General features: G+C 71.0%; 19 protein-coding genes. 8 read left to right on the forward strand and 11 right to left on the reverse strand.

The annotated features are described in order from the left end of the window. The first annotated feature begins 75 nt into the window (after positions 1 to 75). The 3 genes from IEZ27_RS33285 to IEZ27_RS33295 all read left to right on the forward strand — a co-directional run bounded on the left by IEZ27_RS33285 (position 76) and on the right by IEZ27_RS33295 (position 3,051). On the forward strand, positions 76 to 1,224 hold the full coding sequence (locus IEZ27_RS33285; RefSeq protein WP_189650888.1) for an ROK family transcriptional regulator: 1,149 nt from the start codon (positions 76 to 78) through the stop codon (positions 1,222 to 1,224). Positions 1,225 to 1,236: 12 nt separating this feature from the next. After that, complete coding sequence (locus IEZ27_RS33290) at positions 1,237 to 1,893, forward strand: M15 family metallopeptidase (protein WP_189650889.1); 657 nt, start codon at positions 1,237 to 1,239, stop codon at positions 1,891 to 1,893. Positions 1,894 to 1,965: 72 nt separating this feature from the next. Next, positions 1,966 to 3,051 (forward strand): carboxylate-amine ligase, encoded by a 1,086-nt coding sequence (locus IEZ27_RS33295; protein WP_189650890.1) that lies wholly within the window; start codon positions 1,966 to 1,968, stop codon positions 3,049 to 3,051. A 9-nt stretch (positions 3,052 to 3,060) separates the two neighbouring features. Here IEZ27_RS33295 and IEZ27_RS33300 read toward each other — a convergent pair whose 3' ends face one another. The 5 genes from IEZ27_RS33300 to IEZ27_RS33320 all read right to left on the reverse strand — a co-directional run bounded on the left by IEZ27_RS33300 (position 3,061) and on the right by IEZ27_RS33320 (position 11,411). Beyond that, the gene (locus tag IEZ27_RS33300; RefSeq protein ID WP_125633711.1) at positions 3,061 to 3,807 is read right to left on the reverse strand and encodes a sulfite exporter TauE/SafE family protein; all 747 of its coding nucleotides are present in this window, start codon (positions 3,805 to 3,807) and stop codon (positions 3,061 to 3,063) included. Then, on the reverse strand, positions 3,804 to 5,597 hold the full coding sequence (locus IEZ27_RS33305; protein WP_229824590.1) for a gamma-glutamyltransferase family protein: 1,794 nt from the start codon (positions 5,595 to 5,597) through the stop codon (positions 3,804 to 3,806). The genes IEZ27_RS33300 and IEZ27_RS33305 overlap by 4 nt, the downstream gene beginning before the upstream one ends. A 92-nt stretch (positions 5,598 to 5,689) precedes the next feature. Next, entirely contained in the window at positions 5,690 to 6,373 is a 684-nt protein-coding gene (locus tag IEZ27_RS33310) for a GntR family transcriptional regulator (protein WP_189650892.1), read from the reverse strand. Positions 6,374 to 6,381: 8 nt separating this feature from the next. Further along, complete coding sequence (locus IEZ27_RS33315; protein ID WP_189650893.1) at positions 6,382 to 6,672, reverse strand: hypothetical protein; 291 nt, start codon at positions 6,670 to 6,672, stop codon at positions 6,382 to 6,384. A gap of 50 nt (positions 6,673 to 6,722) precedes the next feature. Continuing rightward, complete coding sequence (locus tag IEZ27_RS33320) at positions 6,723 to 11,411, reverse strand: ATP-dependent helicase (RefSeq protein ID WP_446686173.1); 4,689 nt, start codon at positions 11,409 to 11,411, stop codon at positions 6,723 to 6,725. Between the two features lie 86 nt (positions 11,412 to 11,497). Between IEZ27_RS33320 and IEZ27_RS33325 the strand changes: the two genes are divergently transcribed. After that, entirely contained in the window at positions 11,498 to 11,986 is a 489-nt protein-coding gene (locus IEZ27_RS33325; RefSeq protein WP_189650895.1) for a VOC family protein, read from the forward strand. Positions 11,987 to 12,239: 253 nt separating this feature from the next. After that, positions 12,240 to 12,434 carry a DUF3046 domain-containing protein gene (locus IEZ27_RS33330; protein WP_125633704.1) on the forward strand — a complete coding sequence of 65 codons (195 nt, stop codon included), beginning with the start codon at positions 12,240 to 12,242 and terminating at the stop codon, positions 12,432 to 12,434. Here the strand turns inward: IEZ27_RS33330 and IEZ27_RS33335 are convergent. After that, entirely contained in the window at positions 12,417 to 12,692 is a 276-nt protein-coding gene (locus IEZ27_RS33335) for a hypothetical protein (RefSeq protein ID WP_189650896.1), read from the reverse strand. The two genes, IEZ27_RS33330 and IEZ27_RS33335, sit on opposite strands and share 18 nt — an antisense overlap. 571 nt (positions 12,693 to 13,263) lie before the next feature. Between IEZ27_RS33335 and recA the strand changes: the two genes are divergently transcribed. The 3 genes from recA to rny all read left to right on the forward strand — a co-directional run bounded on the left by recA (position 13,264) and on the right by rny (position 18,737). Then, entirely contained in the window at positions 13,264 to 14,358 is a 1,095-nt protein-coding gene (recA, locus tag IEZ27_RS33340) for a recombinase RecA (protein ID WP_125633700.1), read from the forward strand. A gap of 341 nt (positions 14,359 to 14,699) precedes the next feature. After that, complete coding sequence (recX, locus tag IEZ27_RS33345; RefSeq protein ID WP_268246103.1) at positions 14,700 to 16,658, forward strand: recombination regulator RecX; 1,959 nt, start codon at positions 14,700 to 14,702, stop codon at positions 16,656 to 16,658. Between the two features lie 462 nt (positions 16,659 to 17,120). After that, complete coding sequence (gene rny / locus IEZ27_RS33350; protein ID WP_189650897.1) at positions 17,121 to 18,737, forward strand: ribonuclease Y; 1,617 nt, start codon at positions 17,121 to 17,123, stop codon at positions 18,735 to 18,737. Between the two features lie 222 nt (positions 18,738 to 18,959). On the opposite strand, the gene IEZ27_RS33355 is transcribed toward rny, so the two are convergent. The 5 genes from IEZ27_RS33355 to IEZ27_RS33375 form a co-directional block, all read right to left on the reverse strand. Continuing rightward, positions 18,960 to 19,922 (reverse strand): ABC transporter permease, encoded by a 963-nt coding sequence (locus IEZ27_RS33355; RefSeq protein WP_229824579.1) that lies wholly within the window; start codon positions 19,920 to 19,922, stop codon positions 18,960 to 18,962. Between the two features lie 225 nt (positions 19,923 to 20,147). Continuing rightward, the gene (locus IEZ27_RS33360; RefSeq protein WP_189650898.1) at positions 20,148 to 21,155 is read right to left on the reverse strand and encodes an ABC transporter permease; all 1,008 of its coding nucleotides are present in this window, start codon (positions 21,153 to 21,155) and stop codon (positions 20,148 to 20,150) included. Beyond that, on the reverse strand, positions 21,152 to 22,150 hold the full coding sequence (locus IEZ27_RS33365; RefSeq protein ID WP_189650899.1) for an ABC transporter ATP-binding protein: 999 nt from the start codon (positions 22,148 to 22,150) through the stop codon (positions 21,152 to 21,154). Before IEZ27_RS33365 ends, IEZ27_RS33360 begins: the two co-directional genes overlap by 4 nt. Continuing rightward, the gene (locus IEZ27_RS33370) at positions 22,150 to 23,187 is read right to left on the reverse strand and encodes an ABC transporter ATP-binding protein (RefSeq protein ID WP_125633692.1); all 1,038 of its coding nucleotides are present in this window, start codon (positions 23,185 to 23,187) and stop codon (positions 22,150 to 22,152) included. The genes IEZ27_RS33365 and IEZ27_RS33370 overlap by 1 nt, the downstream gene beginning before the upstream one ends. Before the next feature lie 61 nt (positions 23,188 to 23,248). Beyond that, positions 23,249 to 25,075: an ABC transporter substrate-binding protein gene (locus IEZ27_RS33375; RefSeq protein ID WP_189650900.1), complete on the reverse strand. Its 1,827-nt coding sequence runs from the start codon at positions 25,073 to 25,075 to the stop codon at positions 23,249 to 23,251. Positions 25,076 to 25,260: the final 185 nt, after the last annotated feature.

Below are 25,260 nucleotides of genomic sequence, written 5' to 3' on the forward strand. Positions count from 1 at the left end.
CGACGCTGTTAAACTAACAAGAAACTTTCTTAAAAGAAACGCTCGTTAGCCATTCGTGACGAGAGGGGTGCGGTAATGAGTCGAAGCCCGGGGATCCCCCGGTTGCTGCGCAGGTTGAACGACCGCTCGGCACTTGAACTCCTCCTCGCGGACGGCCCGCTGACCCGCGCCGAACTGGGAGAGCGAACGGGGCTATCCAAGGTAACCGCAGGTCAGCTGCTGGCTCGCCTGGAAGAACGGGGCCTCGTGGAGGTCGCGGGCGAGCGCGCGGGAGGCAGAGGTCCCCACGCCGCCCTGTACGCCGTGGTTCCCTCCAGCGCGTACGTCGCCGGGCTGGAGGTGCTGCCCGAGAGCCTCACCGTCGGTGTGGCGGACATCACAGGTAAAATCGTTGTCGAGGTGACGGTCAACCCCTCCGACGGCCGGGATCCCGTCAAGGCGGTCCACTCGGCCGTGCAGCGGGCCTGCGCCACGGCCAGCGTCGAGCTCTCCCAGCTCCGCTCCTTCGTCATCGGCACCAGAGGCGTCGTCGATCCCCGCAGCGGCGACGTGCGCTGGTCCTACGACCTGCCCGACTGGCACGTCGGCGTACTGGCCAGCCTCCGCGAGACCCTGGGCGCCTCGGTGACCATAGAGAACGACGTCAACCTGGTCGCCCTCGCCGAGAGCCGCTACGGCGCCGCCGTCGGCCGCGACGACTTCGTGGTCATCTGGGCCGGCGTCGGCCAGGGTCTCGGCGTGATGCTCGGCGGCAGGCTGCACCGCGGCATCACCGGCGGCGCGGGCGAGATCGGCTGGCTGCCGGTGCCGGGCGAGCCGCTGCCCGCCGACGTGTCGCAGCCGCAGTCGGGTTCCTTCCAGCGCCTGGTGGGCCATGACGCCCTGCGCGGCCTGGCCGGCGAGCACGGCGTGATCGGCTACACCGTGCCCGACCTGGTACGCAACGGCGACGAGCACTACCTCGACGAGGTCGCGGGCCGCCTGGCCGTGGGCGCCGCGGCCGTGGCCGTCGTGCTCGACCCCGAGCTGATCGTGCTCAGCGGCGACGTCGGGCGGGCCGGCGGCGAACGGCTGGCCGCCAAGGTCCAGGAGGCCGTGGCCCGCGTGTGCCCGAGCCAGCCGACCGTGCTGACGACCAAGGTGACCGGGAACGCGGTGCTGCGCGGGGCCATGGTCGCCGCCCTTGAGCAGGCCCGGGAGCAGGTTTTCTCCGACACTGTGTGAGAATTTCTGCCCATGTGGCAGCTCGACACCGACGTAGTCCTCATCTCCGACCCGCGTGTGACCGCGATCCCCGTACGGGAGTGCGGCGAGCCGCTGGCTGACGTACGCGGGCGGCTGCGGGTCGACAAGCGCATGGCCGACCGCGACGGCGCGTACGCGCATCTGCGCGCGGGCCTGCTCGACCGCCTGGAACAGGCCGAGCGCGACCTTCCCGAGGGCTTCCACCTGCTGATCGTCGAGGGCTACCGCCCGATCGCCACCCAGCGCCGCATCTTCGAGGGCTACCGCGCCGAGCTGCTGGACGCCTACCCCGGCATGACGCCCGAGCAGTCCCACGTCGCGGCGAGCCGCTACGTCTCGCCCGTGGAAGTCGCCCCCCACACCGCCGGCGCAGCCGTCGACCTGACCCTGTGCGCGCCCGACGGCACCGAGTACGACATGGGCACCCAGGTCAACGACAACCCCGAGGAGAGCGGCGGCGCCTGCTACACGGCCGCGGCGGGCATCCCGGCCGAGGCCCGCGTCCACCGCGAGATCCTGGCCGCCGCCCTGGAGCCCGTGGGCCTGGTCAACTACCCGACCGAGTGGTGGCACTGGTCGTACGGCGACCGCTACTGGGCCATGTCCACCGGCGCCCCCGCCGCCCTGTACGGTCCTGCCCCCTTCTAGCCAGGTTTTCCACAGGCGGCGGTACGGGCACAACCTCAAGCGGAGGCTTCTGGACTCCCCAGCGAGGTGTGCATGGTTCCGTTGATCGGGATCGAAGAGGAATACCTCGTCGTCGATCCCCGCACCCGCCACGTGGTCCCCCGAGCGGCCGACGTCCTGGCCGCCGCGACGGACATGCTCGACGTGGCCTACGAGATCACCCGTTTCCAGGTGGAGGCCCGCACGCCACCCTCCGCCGACCTGAGCGAACTGGGCTCCCACCTGCGGGCGGCCCGGAAGGAGGTGGCCCAAGCGGCCCGGTCGTGCGGTCTGGCGGTGGTGGCCAGCGGCATCCCGGTGCTCGGCGACGTCATGTCCCCGCCGCTCACCGACGACCACCGCTACCTACAGGGCAAGGAGCTCTACCGGGCGTTGCAGGACGAGATCAGCATCTGCGCCCTGCACGTGCACGTCGACGTACCGGACGAGGAGGTCGCCGTGTACGTCGGCAACCATCTGAGACCCTGGCTGCCGACGCTGATCGCGCTGGCCGCCAACTCGCCCTTCTTCGTGGGCCGCGACACCGGGTACGCGTCCTGGCGGGTGATCAGCTGGGGACGGTGGCCGGTGTCCGGCGCGCCGCCGTACTTCCCGACGTTCGCCGACTACGAGCTGGCGCTGCGGGCGTTGTCGGAGTCGGGCGCGCTGATGGACCCCAAGACGGTCTTCTGGGACACTCGTCCGTCGCCGCGGTTGCCGACGGTCGAGATCCGGGTGGCCGACGTGCCGCTCGACGTGAGCGACAGCCTGACGATCATCGGCCTGATCCGGGCCCTGGTCGTGACCGCCCTGCGGGCGGTGGCGCGCGGCGACCGCGGGCTGCCGATCCCGTCGGAGGTGTTGCGGGCCGCCTACTGGCGGGCTGCCCGTGACGGGCTGGTCGGCGACAGCCTCGACGTGCGGCACGGCACGCTCGTGCCCGCGACGGTGATGGCCCGACGCCTGTTCGCCCACGTACGTCTCGCGCTGGCCGAGGCCGGCGACCTGTCCTTCACCGAGGAGGGCCTGGAACGGCTGCTGCGCAAGGGGTCGGGCGCGGTACGCCAGCGGCGGGTGCACGCCCGCGGCAACGACCTGGCCGACGTCGTGGACGACCTGATCGAGGCCACCGTCGCCTGAACCGCCCGTCTACCGCAGCGCGAGCACCGCCGCCACGCCGAGGCCGAAGGCCACGACGACGCCGCGCAACACGTTCGGCGGCATCAGCCGGGCCACGCGGGTGCCGAGGAAGCCACCCGCCAGGCTGGCCGGCGCGACCACCGCCACCGCCTGCCACTCCACCGGCCCGAACAACGCGAACGCCACCACCGCCACCGTACTGATGACCAGCGACAACGCGGCCCGTACGGCGTTGACCCGGTGCAGGTCGTCGTGCAGGAACATGCCGAGCACGGCCAGCAGCAGCACGCCCATGCCGCCGTTGAAGTAGGCGCCGTAGCAACCGCCCAGGAACACCCCGGCGTACACCAGCCTGCTCGGGGCCTGCCCGGCCGCGCCGCCGAAGCGGGACCGCAACCACGGCTGGGCCAGCAGCGCGAGGCTGGCGAAGGTCACCAGCCACGGCACCAGCGAGTCGAACAGCCGGCCCGGCGTGAGCAGCAGCAGCGCGCTGCCCGCGGCCGCGCCCGCCGTCGTCGCGGCCGACAGTGTCACCACCCGGCGCCGCTGCCCCCGCAGCTCGGCGCGGTACCCGAGCACGCCGCCCAGGTAGCCGGGCCACAGGGCCACCGCGTTGGTCACCGACGCCGTGATGCTCGGGTAGCCGAAGGCCATCAGCGCCGGGAAGGAGATGAGCGTGCCGCCGCCGGCCAGGGCGTTGACCGCCCCCGCCAGCAGCCCGGCACCGGCCAGGAACGCGAGATCGGCGAGCGTCATCGGCCCACCGCGTATCCCTGGGCGCCACGCGGGTTGGCGGCGGCCTTGAGGAAGCCGCCGTCGCGGGCCACCGCGCTCAGCCTGCCGAGCGACCACGGGCCCTCGACCTCGACCTCGTGCCCGCGCCGCCGCAGCTCGGCCACGACACCCGGATCGAGCCGCTCCTCGACGTGCAGCACCCCGGGACGCGAGCCGCGCGGGAAGAACGAGCTGGGGAAGTGCGCGGAGTGGAACATGGGGGCGTCGATCGCCTCCTGGAGGTTCAGGCCGCCGTGCACGACGGCCAGGAAGAAGTTCACGCTCCACTGGTCCTGCTGGTCGCCGCCCGGCGTGCCGAACGCCAGCCACGGCCTGCCGTCCCTGGTCGCGAACGACGGCGACAGCGTGGTGCGCGGGCGCGTGCCGGGCCGCAGCGAGGCGGGCAGCCCCTCCTGGAGCCAGAACATCTGCGCCCTGGTGCCCAGGCAGAAGCCCAGCTCGGGGATCGTGGGGGAGCTCTGCAGCCAGCCGCCGCTGGGCGTGGCCGAGACCATGTTCCCGAACCGGTCCACGACGTCCACGTGACAGGTGTCGCCCCGCACCGCGCCGTCCGGCGTCACCACCTGCTCACCCGCGCCGGTCTGCTCCCGCGTGCCCGTCAGCGGGGTGTGGCGGGCGATCGTGGGTTCGCCGAGGCCCGGACGGTTGCCGGTGGTCGCCGTGGCGGGCGCGAGGTAGGCGGGCAGCCGCGGGTCCCGGCCGCCGGGGGAGCCCGGCCGCAGCTCCAGGCTGGCCTCCGGGCCGATGAGCCGCCGCCGCTCCTCGTTGTACGCGGGGCCCAGCAGGTCGGACATGGGCACGTCCGCGTCGCCGTACCAGGCTTCGCGGTCGGCGAAGGCGAGCTTGGCCGCCTCGGTCACCGTGTGCACGTAGTCCGCGCCGAGGAACTCCATGGCGTCGAGGTCGTACCCGGCCAGCAGCGCGAGCTGCTGAAGGAAGACCGGCCCCTGCCCCCAGGGACCCGTCTTGTACACGGTGTGCCCCCGGTAGTCGAAGCCGGCCGGCTCCTCGACGGTGGCCGACCAGCGTGCCAGGTCGTCCCCGGTGAGCAGGCCGCCGTGCACCTCGCCGGAGCTGTCCCGCCAGGCGGTGCCGGCGCTGAACGCGGCCACTGCCTCGGCGACGAAACCCTCGTACCAGGCGCTTCTGGCGGCGGCGAGTTGTCCTTCGCGAGAGCTCGACGCGGCTTCGGCCTCGGCGACCAGCCTGCGGTAGGTCTCCGCGAGCACCGGGTTGGCCAGCCGCGAACCCGGCGCGGGCACCCGTCCGCCCGGCAGCCAGGTGGCCGCGGACGTGGGCCAGTCCCGCGTGAACAGCTCCTCGACCGTGCCGATCGTGGCGGCGATCCGGTCGAGCACCGGCACGCCGTGCTCGGCGTAGTGGATCGCCGGGGCCAGCACGTCGGCCAGCGACCAGGTGCCCCACCGCTCCAGCAGCAACATCCACCCGCCGAACGCGCCCGGCACCGTCGCCGCCAGCAGGCCCGTGCCAGGGACGACGTCCAGGCCCAGCGCGGCGAAGCGCTCGACGGTCGCGGCGGCGGGCGCCACGCCCTGGCCGCACACCGCCGACACCCGCTGCTCGGCCTCGCTCCACAACAGGATCGGCACCTCGCCGCCGGGGCCGTTGAGATGCGGCTCGGCGACCTGCAACACGAACCCGGTGGTCACCGCCGCGTCGAAGGCGTTGCCGCCGCGTTCCAGCACGCCCATCCCGGCGGCGGAGGCCAGCCAGTGGGTGCTGGCGACCATGCCGAAGTCGCCCGTCAGTTCGGGTCTGGTGGTGAACAACGCCGTCTCCCTGTCCGCTCGGGTTCAGGAGACTGTATACAACACCTCACATTTCAGGCATCCCCGGGGCCTTCGCCGGCCTCCCGGGGCGCGGCCGCGAGGAACGACCGGCGCGCGGCGGCGACGTGCGCGACCGCCCTGGCCTGGGCCTCGTCCTCGTCGCCCGCGGCAATGGCCTCGCACAGGCTCAGGTGCTCCGACCAGGAGTGCGGCCCGCGGGCGGCGGCGGTCTGGCTGAAGACCCACTGCGCCCGCTGCAACATCGGCTTCATCATCAGGTTGAGGTAGGAGTTGCCGGCCGCCTCGCCCACGGCCAGGTGGAAGGCGGTGTTGAGGTCGGCCACCTCCTCCAGCCGCCCGGCCTCCACGGCCTCCCTGGCGTGGTCGAGCATCCGGCGCAGCCGGTCGGCGGCCCCGGGGGAGCGCTTACGTGCCGCCAGCCGCGCGGCCAGGCCCTCGATCGCCATCCGCACGTCGAAGAGCTCCTCGCCCTCCTCGGCCGACAACCGCGCGACCGTCGCGCCGATCCGCGGGACGACCTCGACGAACCCCTCGGCGGCCAGCACCCGGATGGACTCGCGTACGGGGTTGCGCGACACGCCGAGCAGCGCGGCCAGCCGGTCCTCGACCAGCCGTTCGCCCTGGGCCAGCTCGCCGCGGAGAATACGGCGGCGCAGCTCCTCGGTGACCTCGTCCCGCAGGGTCTGGTGGGCGGCGCCCAGAGTCAGATCAGCCATATGAGCGCTCATCGTATACAAGAGCGGGCCGGTCGGAGGATGATCATGCCCGTCGCCACCGGCCGGCGCAGCCCCGGCTCCATGTACGTGGCCAGGAACCACGGGTGGCGAAGTCGCCCGTTCGCCACGAACCCGGCCGCCACGATCCCCTGTGGGACCAGCGGGATCGCGCCCGGCGACCAGCAGTACATCACCAGCGTGCGCTGCGCCTTGGACAGGTCGGGCAGCTTGAACACGGACTGCCGCCGTTCACGCCGCCGTACGGTGCCGGCCCGGCGGCCACGCCACCAGCCCCGCACCGCCGCCGAGCAGCGAGAAGAACTCCGGACGCAGCGTCTCGTCCCGCAGGTCAGGCGCGCAGGCGCAGTCCCCTCGGCGTGGGGTGGAATCCGGCCGCCTCCAAGGCCGCGGCCAGCGGCGACTCCACGATGGACGCGCCGTCGGCCCGCTCCACCGTCAGCTTCCCGAGCGCGCCGTCACGTACGGCCAGGGCCAGGGCGTCGACGGCCGGCTGAAGACGTTCGTCGTCGGCGAACGACAACAACGTCTTGCCGCCCCGCTCCACGTAGAGGACGAGGTAACCGTCCACGAGCACGACCAGCGCGCCCGCCTTGCGGCCCGGTTTGTGCCCGGCGTCCCCCGGCCGCTGCGGCCAGGGGAGCGCGGCGCCGTACGGACTGGCGGGATCGGCCGCGGCCAGCACCACGGCCCGCCGCCCCGCCACAGGCCGCCCGGCCCCCGGGCCGCCGGGAGGAGCGAAGCCTTCGTCGGGCCCGCCGCCCGTCGGGGCGATGCCCGGAGCCATGGCGCGCATGCGGTCGACCGCGCCCGGCAACGCGAACTGCGCGCCTCCGAGCCCCTCGACGAAGTACCCCCGCCGGCACCGCCCGCTCTCCTCATAAGCACGAAGGACCTGGTAGACGGGCGTGAACCCGCCAGGCAACCGCTCGGACGTCACCGCCCCCCGCGTCACCACCCCGTGCCGTTCGAGCAGCACCTCGGCCTGCGCGTGAGCCCGCTGCGTCGTGTCGTCGGCGGGCCCGGGCAGCAGCCACCACCGCCCGGCCACCGTCGGCGGCCCGCTCCTGGACGGCAGCACGGCCCGGCGCCGCCGCGTCGTGGCCGGCCGGTGCGCGGGACGCCCGGTGCCCAGCGTGGCCCGCAGCGGCGCGAGCGTGTCCCCGGACACCCGGCCCGACCACACCAGATCCCACAACGCCGAGACCAGCGTGGCGTCGTCGAGCGCACCGCCCTGGGCGCCGAGCTGGTCGGAGATCCCACGGAAGAACAGCGCGCCCCCGCCGCCCAGCAGGTCGAGCACCCGCTCGTGCAGCGGCGTCATCGTGATCTCGGCGGGCTCGGGCAGCAGCAGCGGCGCGGTGTCGGCGAAGTAGAGCGACACCCATCCGTCGCCGCCGGGCAGCGACCCCTGCCCCACCCACATCACCTCGCCCGACGACGTCAGCTCGTCGAGCAGCGCCGGATGGTAGCCGGGCACCCGCGAGGGCAGCACCAGCGTCTCCAGCGCAGAGGCCGGCACGGCGGCGCCCTGGAGCTGCTCGACGGAACGCACCAGCGCGTCCATCGCCCTGGCCGCCCCGGCCCGCGAACCGTCGGGCGCCGCCGAGCCCGAGCCGGTGATGCCGTGCCAGGTGGGCAGGAACCGCGCCAGCGTCTCGGCCGCGACCGGCTCGACCTCCTTGCGCAGCCGGGCCAGCGACCTGCGGCGCAACATCCGCAACACCCCGGCGTCGCACCACTCCTCACCCCGGCCGCCGGGACGGAACTCGCCGTTCACGACCCGCCCCGACGTGGCCAGCCGCCGCAGCGCGTCGATGACCACGGCCGCGCCCAGACCGAAGCGGGCGGCGGCCGTACCGGCGTGGAAGGGGCCGCGGGTGCGGGCGTGCCGGGCCACCAGGTCGGCCAGCGGGTCGGGCACCGGTTCCAGGAACACGTGCGGCACCCCCACGGGCAGCGGCACGCCGAGCGCGTCGCGCAGCCGGGCCGCGTCCTCGACGGCCGCCCACTGCTCCTCGCCAGCGACGCGCACGCGGATGGCCCGGCGCGCGCGTTCGAGCTCCTCCAGCCAGGACGGGTCGCCGCCGCGCACGCTCACGTCGGGCGTCAGCAGCGGCCCGTGCGAACGCAGCAGGTCGGCGAGGTCCTCGGCGTCGCGCAGCGGCCGGTCGAGCCGGGCCAGCTCGCGTTCGCTGGCCACGATCACGTCGGGGTCGAGCAACTCGCGCAGGTCGGCCTGGCCGAGCAGTTCGGCCAGGAGCGTGGTGTCCAGCGCCAGGGCCTGGGCGCGGCGTTCGGCCAGCGGGGCGTCGCCCTCGTACATGAACGCGCCCACGTAATGGAACAACAACGACGCCGCGAACGGCGAGGCCTGCGAGGTCTCCACCTCCACCACCCGGACCCTGCGCGCCGCGATGTCCCGCATGAGCTGGACCAGCCCCGGCACGTCGAACACGTCCTGGAGGCACTCGCGCATCGTCTCCAGCACGATCGGGAACGAGGCGTACTGGGAGGCCACCCCCAGCAGGTGGGCGGCCCGCTGGCGCTGCTGCCACAGCGGGCTGCGCCGGCCCGGCACGCGGCGCGGCAGCAGCAGCGCCCGCCCCGCGCACTCCCTGAACCGGGAGGCGAACATGGCCGACCCGCCCAGCTCCTCGGTGACGATCTGCTCGATCTCCTCGGCGTCGAACGCCGCCACGTCGGTGGGCGGCTCGGCCAGCGTGTCGGGGATGCGCAACACGATGCCGTCGTCGGAGTGGACGGCCTGGACGTCGATGCCGTAACGCTCGCGCAGCCGCCGGCTGATCGCCAGCGCCCAGGGCGCGTGCACACGCGCGCCGTAGGGGGAGTGGATCACCACCCGCCAGTCGCCGAGCTCGTCGTGGAAACGCTCGACCAGCAGAGTACGGTCGTCGGGCACGTAGCCGGTGGCCTCGCGCTGCTCGTCGAGATAGGCCAGCAGGTTGCCCGCGGCGAACTCGTCGAGCCCCGCCTCCCTCATGCGCTCGGTGGAGCCCTGCTTGGCCTGCTCCCGCAGGAACTGCCCGATCGCCCGGCCCAGCTCGGCGGGACGCCCGGCCGTGTCGCCGTGCCAGAACGGCAGCTTGCCCGGCTGCCCGGGAGCGGGGGAGACCAGCACCCGGTCGGCCGTGATGTCCTCGATCCGCCACGAGGTCGCGCCCAGCACGAAGACGTCGCCCACACGCGACTCGTAGACCATCTCCTCGTCGAGCTCGCCCACCCGGGACGCCTTCTCGCCCACGAGGAACACGCCGAACAGCCCGCGGTCGGGGATGGTGCCGCCGTTGGTCACGGCCAGCCGCTGCGCGCCGGGCCGCCCCTGGAGCGTGCCGGTGACGCGGTCCCAGACGATACGGGGCCGCAGCTCGGCGAACTCCTCGCTCGGGTAGCGCCCGGCCAGCATGTCGAGCGTCGCCTCCAGCGCGCCGCGCGGCAGTGTGGAGTAGGGGGCGGCCCGCTTGACCAGGGCCTCCAGCTCGTCGACGGTCCAGTCGTCGAGCGCGGTCATCGCCACGATCTGCTGGGCCAGCACGTCGAGCGGGTTGCGCGGGTAGCGCAACTCCTCGATCTGCCCGCTGCGCATGCGCTCGGCCACCACGGCCGTCTGGACGAGATCGCCCCGGTACTTGGGGAAGATCACACCCCGGGAGACCGCGCCCACCTGGTGGCCGGCCCGGCCGATGCGCTGCAACCCGCTGGCCACGCTGGGCGGGGCCTCCACGCACGCCACCAGATCGACCGCGCCCATGTCGATGCCCAGCTCCAGGCTGGACGTGGCCACCACGGCGGGCAGCCGCCCCGACTTGAGCGCCTCCTCGATCTGCGCCCGCTCCTCCTTCGACACCGAGCCGTGGTGGGCGCGGACGATCTCCGTCACCACACCCTTGCTCGCCCCCGCCTGGGCCATCATCTCGGCCGGCATGCGCCTGGGCGGGGCCGGATCCTCGTGGTCCTGCGGCGGTGTCTCCCAGATCGACAGGTCGACGGCCTCCAGCCCCTGCCGCCGCCCGTAGGCCAGCTCGTTGAGCCGGGTGCACAGCCGTTCGGCCAGGCGCCTGGAGTTGGCGAACACGATCGTCGAACTGTGGGCCTCGATCAGGTCGAACAGCCGGTCCTCCACATGAGGCCAGATCGACCGGCCGGACGGCTCGACCTGCTCCGGATCGGGCGCCCCCTCCATCTCCGTCATGTCCTCGACCGGGACGACGACCTCGATCTCGATGCGCTTGTCGGACGGCGGCTGCACCACCGTCGCAGGGCGCGTGCCGCCGAGGAAGGCGGCCACCTCGCTCACCGGCCGCACGGTCGCCGACAGCCCCACCCGCTGCGCCGGACGCTCCAGCAGCGCGTCGAGCCGCTCCAGGCTGAGCGCCAGGTGGGCGCCGCGCTTGGTGGCCGCGACCGCGTGCACCTCGTCGACGATCACCGTCTCGACGTCGCGCAGCGCGTCGCGCGCCTGGCTGGTGAGCAGCAGGAACAGCGACTCGGGGGTGGTGATCAGGATGTCGGACGGCTTGGCGGCGAACCGCCTGCGTTCTTCGGCCGGCGTGTCGCCCGAACGGATCGCCACCGAGATCTCCGGCACGGGCAGCCCGAGCCGCCGCGCCGTCTGCCTGAGCCCGGCCAGCGGCGCGCGCAGGTTGCGCTCGACGTCGACGGCCAGCGCCTTGAGCGGCGACACGTAGAGCACCCGCGTCCCCGGCTTCGCGCCCTTCGCAGGGGACTTCGGCGCTTTCGCGCCCGCCTTCGCGGGGGGCTTCGACTCTTTCGCGCCCGCTTCCGCCGGGGGCTGATCGGCCGCCCGGGCCGCGAGCCTGTCGAGCGACCACAGGAACGCCGCCAGCGTCTTGCCCGACCCCGTGGGGGCGACGACCAGCGTGTTGTCACCGCGCGCGATCGACTCCCACGCGCCCTCCTGGGCCGCCGTGGGCGCCTGGAAGGCCCCGGCGAACCATTGCCTGGTCACCTGGCTGAAGTGGTCTAGCGAGCTCACCAGCACATACTGCCTCGCGCCACTGACAGAAAACGTATTGGCGGAGCGCCCGGTGATTGAGGTGGGGTCATGACGGACATAGAGCGACCGTGACCATTGACTATGCCGCCGTCGAGAACCGACGCGCACAACTGCGACAACAGTACGCCTTACCGCACCGGCCGTCGAGCAGCGCCCGTGGCCTGCACCACGTGGCCCTGTTGTCGTCCGATGTGGAACGAACCATCAAGTTCTACCAGGAACTCCTGGAGTTCCCGCTGACGGAGATCATCGAGAACCGCGACTACAGGGGTTCGAGCCACTTCTTCTTCGACGCCGGCAACGGCAACCTGCTCGCCTTCTTCGACTTTCCCGGGCTCGACCTCGGCCCGTACCAGGAGGTGCTCGGCGGTCTGCACCACGTGGCGATCTCCGTGGACCCCGCCACCTGGGAACGTCTGCGGGGCAAGCTGGAGATGGCCGGCGTGCCGCACCAGATCGAGAGCGGCGCCTCCATCTACTTCAAGGACCCCGACGGCGCCCGCCTGGAGCTGCTCGCCGACCATCTCGGTGAGATGTACGGCGCGCGGGTGTTGTGACCGTGCGTCGCAGGCTCAGCGCCGCGACGCCCTGCGCGTGCGCGGCCTGCCCGCACGCGGTTCCTGCCTGATTCCCGCGTGCCGTTCCGATCGCTGTCCCTTCTCCTTCTGTACGGCCTGCCGCATCGCGAGTAACAGCCGGCGGCGCCTGGCCCTGTTGGCCTTGGTCCTGGAGGTCTTGGGGGGCGAGGACTTGGGGGTCTTTGGCATGCGGATGTCTTACCCACGCCCGACGCGATTCCATACTTGGTTCATGCGCCTGACCGAGTTCTGGAGACGGATGAACGCCCATTTCGGTGAGACCTACGCCGAGTCGTGGGCCCGCGACTACGTGATCGCCCCGCTGGGCGGCCGTACCGTGACGCAGGCGCTGGCCGACGGCGAGAGCGCCAAGACCGTGTGGCGGGCCGTGTGCCAGGTGGAGGACGTCTCACCCAGACTGCGCTGAGTCCAGCGTCCGGCGCAGCGAGGCCGCCGCGCTCTCCAGGTCGTCCGCGCCGCCCTGCCCGCCGGGCGACCACAACAACGTCCAGCCCCCGCTGGAGGGGGTGGCGAAGACGATCGTCTGGCGGCGCGTACGCGGGTGCCACACCCACAGCACCGGGTCGTCGCCGCCGACCAAGCGGCTTACCAGCCCCTGGTGGGGCAGCAACTCGGCGAGCGCCTCCAGAAGGGCTCGTCGTTCCCCGGTGTAGCCACTCGCCACTTCGCCGCCTCCAGCCTGTCCCTGGAGTGAGTCTCCCCAGCTCACGGCGTCTGACAACACGCCGGGGCCAACCCGTACGCCGTCACTTCCGACGTGTGGGGAGGACGGCCGTGACGTCGCCCTCCCTCCTCCCCACACACTCCTCCCCACACGGCGATCCCGTACGGCGATCCCGTACCGATCGGTGTCCCAGGGACCCGATCACATGACGCCCGTCCATGTGGGACAGGCGTTCATCCGACCCGGACCCGTACAACCGCCCATCCGGGCGTACCCCATCACGTCCGCCCGCCGCGCGCAGTCGCACGGCAACGATCCCCAGGGCAGACCCCACGGCCAATCCGGTAGTGACGACCATGAACGCGAGCGGCATCCGAGCACCGGCCTCGCCCTCCTTTGAACACGCCGCATGCATCCCAGCAGCGTGTTCGTGATGTGATCGAACAATCGTTCGGCTACGATGTAACAGCCGAACCAGGCCACGCCTTCCCCGGCCGTCACGGAAAATGTCGGTGGCAGGCCGTAGCTTTCACTCGACTGATCGGACCACGACCCTCCAGAGGGAGCTCCCATGGCTATCAACGACCGCGAGAAGGCCCTCGAGACCGCGCTCGCTCAGATCGAGCGGCAGTTCGGCAAGGGCTCCGTCATGCGACTGGGCGACGACGCCCGAGCCCCCATCGAGGTGATCCCCACCGGGTCGATCTCCCTTGACGTGGCCCTCGGCATCGGCGGCCTCCCGCGCGGCCGCATCGTCGAGATCTACGGCCCCGAGTCCTCCGGCAAGACCACGATCGCCCTGCACGCGGTGGCCAACGCCCAGCGGGCCGGCGGCATCGCGGCGTTCATCGACGCCGAGCACGCCCTCGACCCCGAATACGCCAAGAAGCTGGGCGTGGACACCGACGCGCTGCTGGTCTCCCAGCCCGACACCGGTGAGCAGGCGCTTGAGATCGCCGACATGCTGATCAGGTCCGGCGCGGTCGACATCATCGTCATCGACTCGGTGGCCGCCCTGGTGCCCAAGGCCGAGATCGAGGGCGAGATGGGCGACAGCCACGTCGGACTCCAGGCCCGCCTCATGTCCCAGGCCCTGCGCAAGGTCGCCGGCGCGCTCAACAGCACCGGCACCACCGCCATCTTCATCAACCAGCTCCGCGAGAAGATCGGCGTCATGTTCGGCAGCCCCGAGACCACGACCGGTGGTAAGGCGCTGAAGTTCTACGCCTCCGTCCGCATGGACATCCGCCGCATCGAGACCCTGAAGGACGGCACGGAGGCGGTCGGCAACCGCACCCGGATCAAGGTCGTCAAGAACAAGATGGCCCCGCCCTTCCGCGTCGCCGACTTCGACATCCTCTACGGCGTGGGCATCTCCCGCGAGGGCGGTCTCATCGACATGGGCGTCGAGCACGGCTTCGTCCGCAAGTCGGGCGCCTGGTACACGTACGAGGGCGACCAGCTGGGCCAGGGCAAGGAGAACGCCCGTAACTTCCTGAAGAACCACCCCGACATGGCCAACGAGATCGAGAAGAAGATCAAGGACAAGCTCGGGGTCGGCCCCAAGCTCGACGCGCCCGCCGAACCGGCCGCCGCCGCCCCGGCTCCCGCCGCCGCGCCGTCGGGCCGTGGCTCGAAGTCCACCCCCAAGCCGGGTGACGTCTGATCGGTCGGCACATGAGTGACAGGGATCCGTCGCAGGCGCCCCGTTCCCAGGACTGGGGCGCATGGCCCGATCTCCCCGCCTCGGGGGAGCGCAGAAAGCGCGGACCCCGCGGCCCCCGGGCCACCACCCCTGAGCCGGCGCCCCGGGCGACCGACCGCCCGGCCCCCGCTCAGGGATCGCGTGGCCCCGACCTGGCCCGTTCGGCCGCAGACGGCTGGCCATCGGTAGACGAATGGCACGAACAACGCGCCCGCCTCCGAGCCGCCACCCCACCGACCACGGACACCCCTCTGACAGGTGACGGTCTCCCGGCCACTGACACCACCCCGCGGGACACCTCCATGTCCGGTGACACCACCGAGCCCACCTTCGCTCTGGACTCCCTCCCGGCCACTGACACCACCCCCACCGACCCCCCTCCGTCCGACCACGACGAGCCGTCCGACCCGGCCGTCCATGACGAGGTGGACGGCTCGGCCGCCCATGACGCCACGGTCGCGGCTGACGACGCTGATGGCGCTGACGGCGCAGTCGTCGAGGCTGACGGCAGTGGTGATGATGCGGTCGAGGCCGACGACGTGGCTGTCGCGGCTGACGCGATGGTCACCTCCGATTGGCACTCGGAGCGCCGGACGGCTGTTGCCGTGCCTCCGGCGTGGGGGCCGGGCCGGGACATCGCCCCGCCGACCTTCACCTGGCCCGGTCAGCAGAGCTCCCCGTCCGCCGAACCCGACACGGGCCCGGCCGACGAGGCCGCCGCAGGGCTGGGTGGTGAGCGTGGTGGCCTGTTGGATGCGATCGCATCCGGTTGGGGTCAGTCGGCCGAGGAGCGGGATCGGGCTGAGGAGGGCGTTGCCGATCGCCGTACAGGTGATCGAGCCGGTGGCCGGCCTTTCCAAGGGCGCTCGGAGGATCGTGCCGAGGCGCCGATCTTCGTATGGCCAGGTGAGCGTACCGGCCGTTCCGGTGGTGACGCCGCTGCTGCGGGCGGGCCTTCCGACGCCGGTGCCGTACGAGCCGGTAAGGGCGTCTCCGGAAGACGTAAGAAGAGGACCCGGAACGGCGAGGGTGTCACCGAAGATCCTCTGAATGAGGTTGGTGGCCGTGGCGGTGAAGGCTTCTCCGGTGGGGAACTGCGTGAGCCGGACGCCCAGGACGGCAGCGAGGGCTCTGAACGGCGTCGGGGTGAGCGGGAAGACCCGCATGAGCCGAGCGGCGTTGTTGAAGGCACGCCGGGGGCCGAGGTTCCTCCGAAGGCGAAGTACGACGCCGACGGGTGGCATTCCGAGGTACTGGCCGGAAGTAGCTGGTTCGCCGAGGAGCAGCAGGCGAGCGGTAGGAAGCGATCGAGCAAAGACCGATCGGGCAAAGAGCGATCGGGCAAGGGACGTCGCGCGGGTGGACGAGGGGCCGGCGGGGAAAGCGGTCACTCCGAGGAGGAAGCGGCGGGAAACGGCTCGTCCGGGGAAAACACCGGGGGAAACGGCTCGTCCGGGGGAGACGTCGGGGCGAGCGGTTCGTCCTGGGCGGACGCGAAGGGGAGCGGCTCGTTCCGGACGGCCGAAGGGGGAAGCGGCTCGGTCGGAGGGGGCTCGGAGGGAAATGAACAGTTCGGGGGCTCAGAGGGGAGCGGGCTCTTCGGGGGAGGCGGCTCGGAGGAAGGTGGGCTGTTCGCGGGGGGATCCGGGGGGAGCGGTCGGTCTGGGAGGCGTGCTAAGGCGAGTGGCCGGTTCGGGAGAGGGACTCGGGGGCGTGGGGCGTTGCCTGACGGGCCCGACGCCGAGAGTTCCGCTGCGGCGGGGCCCGAGGCGGATCCGGAGTCGGTGGCGCGGGCCATCTGTCTTCGGTTGCTCACCATGGCTCCCAAGACCCGGGCGCAGCTCGCCGAGGCCCTTCGCAAGCGGGACGTACCGGACGAGGCCGCGGAGAAGGTGCTCGATCGGTTCGCCGAGCTCGGGCTGATCAATGACGAGGCGTTCGCGGAGGCGTGGGTCGATTCCCGGCATCACGGGCGTGGTCTTGCGAAGCGGGCGCTGGCGGCCGAGTTGCGCCATCGGGGCGTGGACACCGACACCGTCAAGGAAGCCGTAGATCGCCTGGATTCCGACCAGGAGGCTGAGACGGCCCGGCGGCTGGTGGAACGCAAGCTCGCCTCCACCCGGTCGCTCGATCCGCAGACCCGTACTCGGCGTCTGGCCGGCATGCTCGCGCGGAAGGGGTACTCGTCCGGGGTGGCCTATCGGGTGATCCGGGAGGCTCTCGAACAGGAGGGCATCGATCTGGAGGATGACTTCTCCTGATCTTCTTCGGAGGCGCCCGGTCCCGATCCCGAGGGGTGTGTCCCCACAAAGCTCTGGGGCTGAGGTCTGAGGGGCGTGGGCGGCAGGGTGTTGAGGGAGAGGGGAAGGCGGGGACAAATGGGGGTGATCGTGGGTTATGTGGTTGATTGGGGAGATTCGGGCCCGTAAGACACGCTTGAGGACGCGTTTGCTTGCTCGTGACCTGTTCGACGCATAACCTCGACGGCAGTGAGGAGTTACTCCGCGCAGTGCGGATTTGCCATACCGGTGAACGACGGACGAACGAGCTCGGTTGATCGAGGCAGGCGAGGTGTCGGCTATGGGGGTCGATGCCCGGTCAGTCTTGGCTTGACATCGGTCCTGGAGACGACGCCGACCGGGCGTTCTGTGGCGCGCACGTGACCCCTCCCGTTTTGGGTCCGCGTTATGAGGTGTTGACGACGCGAGGAGGGCGGGGCGCACATGCAGCCGCTGGTCGTGGTGCTGATGGTGGCGGTGCTCGTGCTCGCGTTCGGGATGATCGCGGCGCTGCTCGTCGTCATACGCCGGACCTCAGGCGGTCTGCCCCGGAAGGGCGGGCCGAGCCCCGAGCAGGTGGAGGCCGTACACACTGAGCTTGAAGAGGCTCGGGAGAAGGCCAGCGAGATCCGGACCAAGGCGGAGAGCGACGCCGAGGAGATCCTGCGCAGGTCGGAGACCGCCACCGAGAGCGCCGCGCAGATGCGGCGAGAGGTCGAGGAGGAGAGCCGGATCCTGAAGTCCGAGCTCAAGGAGCTCCGGACCGATCTCGAACGCAGGGAGGCCAGGCTGGCCGAGCGCGAGCAGCGGCTCGACGAGGAGGCCAGGCGGCAGGCCGAGCGGGACAGGAAGCTGGCCGAGACCGAGGTCGAGCTGGCCGACCGGCGCGAGGAACTGCTCCAGGTCGAGGAGGAACGGCGGGTGATCCTGGAACGGGTCGCCGGGCTGACGGGGGAGCAGGCCAAGTCCGAGCTGGTCAGGGAGATCGAGAACCAGGCCAAGCGTGAGGCGGCGCTGATCATCCGGGAGATCGAGAGCGATGCCCGCAAGGAAGGCGAGAAGCGGGCCACCAAGATCGTGACGCTGGCGGTGCAGCGGGTGGCGGCCGAGCAGACGGCGGAGTCGGTCGTCAGCGTGCTGCATCTGCCCGGTGACGAGATGAAGGGCCGGATCATCGGGCGCGAGGGCCGCAACATCCGGGCGTTCGAATCGACCACCGGCGTGAACCTGATCATCGACGACACCCCGGAAGCGGTGTTGTTGTCGTGTTTCGACCCGGTACGCAGGGAGACGGCGCGGCTCACGCTGGAGAAGCTGGTGCTGGACGGACGCATCCATCCCCAGCGGATCGAGGAGGCGCACGACCGCAGCCGCCAGGAGGTGCAGGACCTCTGTGCGCGGGCGGGTGAGGACGCGCTGGTCGAGCTGGGCATCACGGACATGCACCCGGAGCTGACGCTGCTGCTCGGGCAACTTCGCTACCGCACGTCCTACGGACAGAACGTGCTCAAGCATCTGATCGAGTCCGCGCACATCGCCGGCATCATGGCGGCCGAGCTGAAGATGAACCAGCAGCTCATGAAGCGGTGCGCGCTGCTGCACGACATCGGCAAGGCGCTCACCCACGAGGTCGAGGGCAGTCACGCGCTGATCGGCGCGGAGATCGCCCGCCGGTACGGCGAGCAGGAGGACGTGGTGCACGCCATCGAGGCGCACCACAACGAGGTCGAGGTGCATACGGTCGAGGCGGTGCTCACCCAGGCGGCCGACGCCATCAGCGGCAGCCGGCCGGGGGCGCGCAGGGAGTCGCTGGAGGCGTACGTCAAGCGGCTGGAGCGGCTGGAGGAGATCGCGCAGTCGTACGAGGGCGTGGAGAAGGTGTTCGCCATGCAGGCCGGGCGGGAGATCCGGGTCATGGTCAAGCCTGACGCGATCGACGACATCCAGGCGCAGGTGATCGCCCGGGATGTGGCCAAGCAGGTGGAAGAGGAGCTGACGTACCCGGGGCAGATCCGGATCACGGTGGTGCGGGAGTCGCGGGCCACCGAATTCGCCCGCTGACCCCCGGTACGTCGGGAGAGCGTGGCTGTCCCCTGGGGAGTGGATGATCAGGGGGCGGCTGACGGGCCGCGGGTGGCGAGGGTGGTCGCCGGGTGGCGTTGCAGGTGGCCGGGGCGGTCGCTGATGGTGCCGCAAGGGGATCAAGAGGTGTGTTCGGCGAACGCGCTGGAGGGCTGGGCGGGCGCGGTTGGGGTGCGCCCGCCCAGTGGGTGGGTTTGATGGTCAGGCCAGGCGGATTCGGGGGTCGAGGAGGCCGTAGGCGATGTCCACCAGGAGGTTGGCCACCACTACGGCGGTGGTGGCGAGGATGACGACGCCCATGATCACTGGTAGGTCGCCGCTGATGAACGCCTGCACCACCGCCTGCCCCACGCCGCCGAGGCCGAAGACCGACTCCGTCACCACCACGCCGCCGATCAAGGTGCCGATGTCGACGCCGAGCTGGGTCACCACGGGGGTCAGCGCGGCCCGCAGGCCGTGCCGGTAGATGACGCGGCCCTCGGGTACGCCCTTGGCGCGGGCCGTACGGATGTAGTCCTCGCCGAGGACGTCCAGCATGGAGCCCCGGGTGAGGCGGGCGTACGAGGCCGCCTGGACCATGGCCAGGGTGATCCACGGCAGGATCAGGTGCCGGGCCCATTCGCCGGGGTTGTCGGAGAAGGCCACGTAGGAGTCGGGTGGCAGGATGGGCGCGCCTGCCATGGAAAGCTGGAAGAAGAAGAAATACAGCAGGAGCAGACCGACCACGAACGTCGGCATCGACACCCCGGCCAGGGCCAGCGTGGTCAGCACGCGGTCGAGGAACGACCGGACCCGGGTGGCGCTGAGCACGCCCGCGCCGACGCCGAGGCAGAACCACAGGACCGCGCCCCCTAGCACCAGCGAGAACGTCGGGGGGAAGTCCTGGGCGAGCAGCTTGCCCACCGATTCGCCCGAGAAGTACGACTGGCCCAGGTCGCCGTGCAGGAGCCGGCCGAGGTAGTCGAAGTACTGGACGATGGTCGGGCGGTCGAGGCCGAGGTTGTGGCGGATCAGGTCGACCTGTTCGGGGGTGGCCTGGCGGCCGGCCAGCGTACGGGCGGGGTCGCCGGGGGCGACGAAGAACAGGAAGAACGTGCCCAGGGAGACCAGCCACAGCACCAGCAGCCCGAGCAGCGCCCTCCGCAGGAGGAACCGTCGCAACATCAGCCCACCACCCCCGATGCAACTAAGGCTCCGACAAGGGGGAGGGAGATGGGGCTTACGAAGGGTCCGATGAGGGGCCGGGCCAAGGGTTCTACGAAGGAGCGGGTGAGGGGGCGGCCCAAGGGACTTACGAAGGGGCCGATGAAGGGGCCGGCCAAGGGGTCCGCGAAGGGGCCGATGAGGGAGCGGGCGAAGGGGCCTTCGTAGGGGTGGAGGGACACGGAGCTAGTGAGGTGCGGCATCGGAGCTCCCCGAAGCGGGTGCGGCGGCGGGGCGGGTGCGGCGGCGGGTACGGCGTCGCCGGCGGCTGAACAGCCGTTCCATACGCGGATCGATGGCATCCCTGATCCCGTCGCCCACCAGGTTGAACGCCAGCGTGGTGATCAGCAGCGACGCCGCAGGGAACCCCAGATACCAGTACGCCACCCGGTAGAACCCCTGAGCCTCGCTCAGCAGGTTCCCCCAGGACGGGGTGGGGGGAACGATCCCGAGCCCCAGATAGGACAACGTGGACTCGAACACGATCGCCGCCGGCACCAGCAGCGTGGTGAGCACGATGACGGGGGCCAGCAGGTTCGGCAGGATGTCCACGAACATGATCCGCGCGTCGCCGGCCCCCATCGACCGGGCCGCCTCCACGTACTCGCGTTCCTTGAGCGAGAGTGTCTGACCTCGGACCACGCGGGCGATGGCGGCCCAGGAATAGAACGAGATCACCCCGATCGTCGCGGTCAGCGAGGGCCCGGCGATGGACACCACGGCGATCGCGAAGATCAGGTACGGGAACGACAACACCACGTCCATGAGCCGGGACAGGATGGTGTCGATGACGCCGCCGTAGTACCCGGCCAGCAGCCCGATGACGACGCCGATCAGCGCCGCCACGCCGGTCGCGACCACGCCGACGAGCAGCGAGACGCGCGCGCCGTACAGAACCCTGATGAACAGGTCGCGGCCGAGGCGGTCGGTGCCGAACCAGAACTCGCCGTTGGGCCCGACGGGCAGGCCCTCGTCGGTGATGCCGGTGTCGCGGAACTGTTCGTCGGGGTCGTGGCCGTTCCAGGCCGAGATGAGCGGCGCGGCCAGGGCGAGCAGGCACAGCAGTACGACGACGATGCCCGACACCAGGGCCACACGATCGGACCTGATCCTGGCCCAGGCGAGCTGCCAGGGGCTGCGGCCGGCGATCGTACGGTCGGCGACGGCGTCCGGACGGATCTCCGTGAGTGTCATGTGGTCCTCCCGGCGGTCAGGTCCTCGCCCGCCTCGACGGGGTAATGACAGGCCACCAAGTGCTCCTGGGCCACCAGCTGCGGTTCCTCGGCCGAGCATCGGTCCCGCGCCTTCGGGCACCGGGGATGGAACCGGCAACCCTCGGGCGGGTCGATCGGCGAGGGCACGTCGCCGGTGAGGATGATGCGGTGCCGCCGTTCGGCCTCGTCGGGGTCGGCCACGGCGGTCGCCGACAGCAGCGCGTTCGTGTACGGATGGCGCGGCACCGCGTGCAGTTCCTCGGCGGAGGCCAGTTCGACCACCTTGCCCAGGTACATGACCGCGATCCGGTCGCTGACGTGCCGCACCACCGACAGGTCGTGCGCGATGAACAGGTACGTCAGCCCGAAGTCGTCCTGGAGGTCCTTGAGCAGGTTGAGGATCTGGGCCTGGATGGACACGTCGAGCGCCGACACCGGCTCGTCGCAGATGATCAGCCGGGGCCGCAGCGCGAGCGCCCGCGCGACCCCGATGCGCTGCCGCTGACCGCCGGAGAACTCGGCGGGGAACCGGTTGTAGTGCTCGGGGTTGAGCCCGACCCGTTCCATCAGCTCCTGGACGGTGCGCCGCAGCTCCTGGCCGCTCGCGACCCGGTGGATGACGAGCGGGTCGGCGATGATCGACCCGACCCGCCGGCGCGGGTTCAGGGAGCCGTACGGATCCTGGAAGATCACCTGGATGTCGCGGCGGTAGGGCCGCATCCGGCGGCGCGGCAGGTTCGTGATGTCCGCGCCGTCGAACCGCACGCTGCCCGAGGTGATCGGATGCAGGCCCGCGATGCAGCGTGCCAGCGTGGACTTGCCGCAGCCGGTCTCGCCGACCAGGCCCAGCGTCTCGCCGGGCGTCAGCGACAGGCTGACGCCGTCCACGGCCTTGACCTGCCCGATCGTCTGCTTGATCAGCATGCCGCTGGTGATGGGGAAGTATTTGACCAGGTTCTCGACTTCGAGCAGCATCACGCCTCCTCAGCCGTGACCCGCGGCGCCTGCTTGCGCAGCGCCTCCGCCTCCGCGCCGAGCCCGACCGCCTCGTGCGGCAGCCAGCACGCCGAGGCGTGCCCGCGCGCGCCGGTGACGGAGGCCAGTGGCGGCCGTTCGGCGGGACAGACCGGCATGACGTACGGGCAACGCGGATGGAAGGCGCACCCGGACGGGATCGCGATCAGGCTCGGTGGCGAGCCCGGGATGGGCCGCAGCCGCCCGCCGCGGTCGCCGGTGCTGCCCGGGATCGACTCCAGCAGCCCCTTGGTGTACGGATGGTGCGGGCTGTAGTAGAGCGTGCGCCGGTCGGCCCGCTCGACCACGAGCCCGGCGTACATGACCATGACCTCGTCGGCCATGCCGGCGACGACGCCGAGGTCGTGCGTGATGAGGATGAGCGCGATGTCGAACTCGGCCTGCACCCGCCCGATGAGCTCCAGGATCTGCGCCTGGACGGTCGCGTCGAGCGCGGTGGTCGGCTCGTCGGCGACGATGAGCTTCGGGTTGAGCGCGAGCGACATGGCGATCATCGCGCGCTGCCGCATGCCCCCGGAGAACTGGTGGGGGTAGTCGTCCACCCTGCGGTCCGGGCGGGGGATGCCCACCAGGCCCAGCAGCTCGACGGCCCGCTTCCTGGCCTCGGCGCGGCGGGTGTCGGGACGGTGGACGCGGATCAGCTCCTCGATCTGCCAGCCCACCTTGTAGAGCGGATGGAGGCTGGTCAGCGGGTCCTGGAAGACCACGCTGATCTCCGCGCCGCGGATCCGGCGGAGTTGTTCGCGGTCGAGTTCGAGCAGGTCGATGCCCTCGAACAGGGCCGTGCCCGAGATGTCGGCGTCGGGGGTCAGCCCGAGGATCGCCTGGGTGCTCACGGTCTTCCCGCTGCCGGACTCGCCGACGATCGCCAGCGTCTGGCCGCGGTCGACGGTGAACGACAGCCCCCGCACCGCCTGGACCACGCCGTCGGATGTGGGAAAGGCCACCTGGAGGTCGGTTACCTCAAGCAGGCTCATATGTCTCCCTCACGGTTGTCCCGCGGACCCGCCGGTCGGCGGGCCCGCGGGACACCGGTCGTCAAGGCGTGTTGGGGTTCAGCCAGAGGTTGGTGACGTCATAGATCTGGTACGACGGCAGATACAGGGCGTTCTGCACCCGCTTGTTCTTGTACAGCGGCGTGTTCTGGTTGTTCAGCGGCACCATCACCGCGTCGCCCAGCACCGTCTGGTCGGCCTGGTGCCACAGCGCCGCGGCCTTGGCCTGGTCGGTCTCGGCGAGCGCCTGCTTGATCAGGTCGTCCACCTTGGGGTTGCTGTAGCAGCCGTAGTTGCTGGTGCCGGCGTTGCAGTTGGTCTGGAACAGCGGTTGCATGACCGCGCGGCCGTTGTTGCCGTACCAGTCGGGGATCCAGCCGGGGGCCGACAGGTCCCACTCGCTGTTCTTGGCGTGCGAGGGCGTCTGCAGGTAGGTGTAGTAGTCGCCCTGGCGCAGCGGCAGGCCCTTGACGGTGATCCCGCACTTCTTCAGGTCGGCCGAGTACGACTGGAAGTTGGCCGGGTGGTTGCCCGCGTTGCGGAAGGCGCCGATGAGGGTCAGCCCGTCGGGGTAGCCGGCCTCGCTCAGCATCTGCTTGCACTTGGCCGGGTCGCCCTGGTCGTTCGGCGTCGGGTACGGGTTGTACTCCTGGTAACCGATGTTGCCGGGCGGGATGACCGTGTGCAGCGCGGTCGCGACGTCGGCGCCGCCGTAGATCTTGGCGATGGCGGTCTTGTTGATCGCGTACTCGATGGCCTGGCGGACCTTGAGCTTGCCCATCGCCCCGCCGGCGTTCTTGCTCTGCAGGTTGAACACGACGTACGGGTTCGTCACGGCGCCGGGGTAGATGGTGAAGTTGGGGTCGTTGCTCTTCAGCCGCGGGATCTGCGCGGTCGGCACCGGCAGGTCCCAGGACAGGTCGGCACTGCCGGCCTCAAGCTGCTGCTGTACGGCGTCCGGCTCGGCGACGCCCATCTTGACCTCGATGGCGTTGACGTACTGGTGCCGGATCGGGTCGGACTCCTGCTTCCAGGCCGGGTTCTTCTCCAGCTTGATCGACTTGGTGGCCACGTACGAGGTGATCTTGTAGGGGCCGTTGGAGATCACGTGCTGGCGGAAGGTGGCGTCGTCGGGGACGTACTGGTCGTACTCCTGCGGCGCGGCCGAGGCGAAGTTCAGGGACAGGACGTTGAGGAAGTCACCGGCCGGCTGGGTCAGCGTGAAGACGACCGTCTTGTCGTCCTTGGCCTGCACACCGGCGATGTCGTGGCCGTTCTGGAAGTCGGCCAGGGCCTTGGCGGTGGGCTTGGCCTTCTCGAACGCCTTGATGTAGGCGTCGCAGTATTCGGCCATCCCCTTGATCGTGCTGGTGTAGTAGCCGGGCGCGCCGGAGCCCGCCACCGGGTTGCAGATGCGCTTGAAGCCGCGGACGAAGTCGCTCGCCGTCACCTGCCGCGGCGGCTGGGTGTCCCACTGCACGCCGTCCCGCAACTTGATCGTGTACGTGAGCTTGTCGGCGCTCAGGCCGCCGTTCGCCTCGGTGGGCAGTTCGGTGGCGATGTCCGGGAGCACCTCGTAGCCCTTGGTGGTGTCGGCCCCCGCGGCCACGCCTTGGAGGGCGAAGAGCTGGCGCGAGTAGCCGCGCATGATCCCGATGGTGACGACGTAGTAGATGCTGGTCGGGTCGAGATGGTCGACGTCGCCCGAGCCCACGAGCCTGAGCGTGCCGCCCGCGACGGGGCTTCCGGAGCTCGGGGCGGTGGCGGTGGGCGGCGCGGAGTTCTTGGCTCCGTTCTCCGTCGCGCAAGAGGTGGCGAGCAGAGTTGCCGCCGCCACCGTGATGATGCTGAGATGGCGCAAGCTGGCCATCTGGCCTCCCTCGTGCCGAGATGGGGTGTTCGTGGCTGGCACAGCTGGGGCGCGCGTCGTGGCCGCGATGCGCGCCCCACGTTTGCTGTGTCGAGCAACCCACGCCTGAGGGAGACTGTCGAGATCGGTTTACGTAACTGTTTGCGACTAGCGACTGCTTGGTAATGCTGGTTCAGTCTGAATTA

Source organism: Nonomuraea spiralis, from assembly GCF_014648435.1.
In the GTDB taxonomy this organism is placed as follows: Bacteria; Actinomycetota; Actinomycetes; order Streptosporangiales; family Streptosporangiaceae; genus Nonomuraea; species Nonomuraea spiralis.

Bases quoted from the DNA above. Each gene is read 5' to 3' on its own strand.
- IEZ27_RS33285 (WP_189650888.1), top strand. From the start codon at position 76: ATGAGTCGAAGCCCGGGGATCCCCCGGTTGCTGCGCAGGTTGAACGAC.
- IEZ27_RS33290 (WP_189650889.1), top strand. From the start codon at position 1,237: ATGTGGCAGCTCGACACCGACGTAGTCCTCATCTCCGACCCGCGTGTG.
- IEZ27_RS33295 (WP_189650890.1), top strand. From the start codon at position 1,966: ATGGTTCCGTTGATCGGGATCGAAGAGGAATACCTCGTCGTCGATCCC.
- IEZ27_RS33300 (WP_125633711.1), bottom strand. From the start codon at position 3,807: ATGACGCTCGCCGATCTCGCGTTCCTGGCCGGTGCCGGGCTGCTGGCG.
- IEZ27_RS33305 (WP_229824590.1), bottom strand. From the start codon at position 5,597: ATGGTCGCCAGCACCCACTGGCTGGCCTCCGCCGCCGGGATGGGCGTG.
- IEZ27_RS33310 (WP_189650892.1), bottom strand. From the start codon at position 6,373: ATGGCTGATCTGACTCTGGGCGCCGCCCACCAGACCCTGCGGGACGAG.
- IEZ27_RS33330 (WP_125633704.1), top strand. From the start codon at position 12,240: ATGCGCCTGACCGAGTTCTGGAGACGGATGAACGCCCATTTCGGTGAG.
- recA (WP_125633700.1), top strand. From the start codon at position 13,264: ATGGCTATCAACGACCGCGAGAAGGCCCTCGAGACCGCGCTCGCTCAG.
- recX (WP_268246103.1), top strand. From the start codon at position 14,700: ATGTCCGGTGACACCACCGAGCCCACCTTCGCTCTGGACTCCCTCCCG.
- rny (WP_189650897.1), top strand. From the start codon at position 17,121: ATGCAGCCGCTGGTCGTGGTGCTGATGGTGGCGGTGCTCGTGCTCGCG.
- IEZ27_RS33355 (WP_229824579.1), bottom strand. From the start codon at position 19,922: ATGTTGCGACGGTTCCTCCTGCGGAGGGCGCTGCTCGGGCTGCTGGTG.
- IEZ27_RS33360 (WP_189650898.1), bottom strand. From the start codon at position 21,155: ATGACACTCACGGAGATCCGTCCGGACGCCGTCGCCGACCGTACGATC.
- IEZ27_RS33365 (WP_189650899.1), bottom strand. From the start codon at position 22,150: ATGCTGCTCGAAGTCGAGAACCTGGTCAAATACTTCCCCATCACCAGC.
- IEZ27_RS33370 (WP_125633692.1), bottom strand. From the start codon at position 23,187: ATGAGCCTGCTTGAGGTAACCGACCTCCAGGTGGCCTTTCCCACATCC.
- IEZ27_RS33375 (WP_189650900.1), bottom strand. From the start codon at position 25,075: ATGGCCAGCTTGCGCCATCTCAGCATCATCACGGTGGCGGCGGCAACT.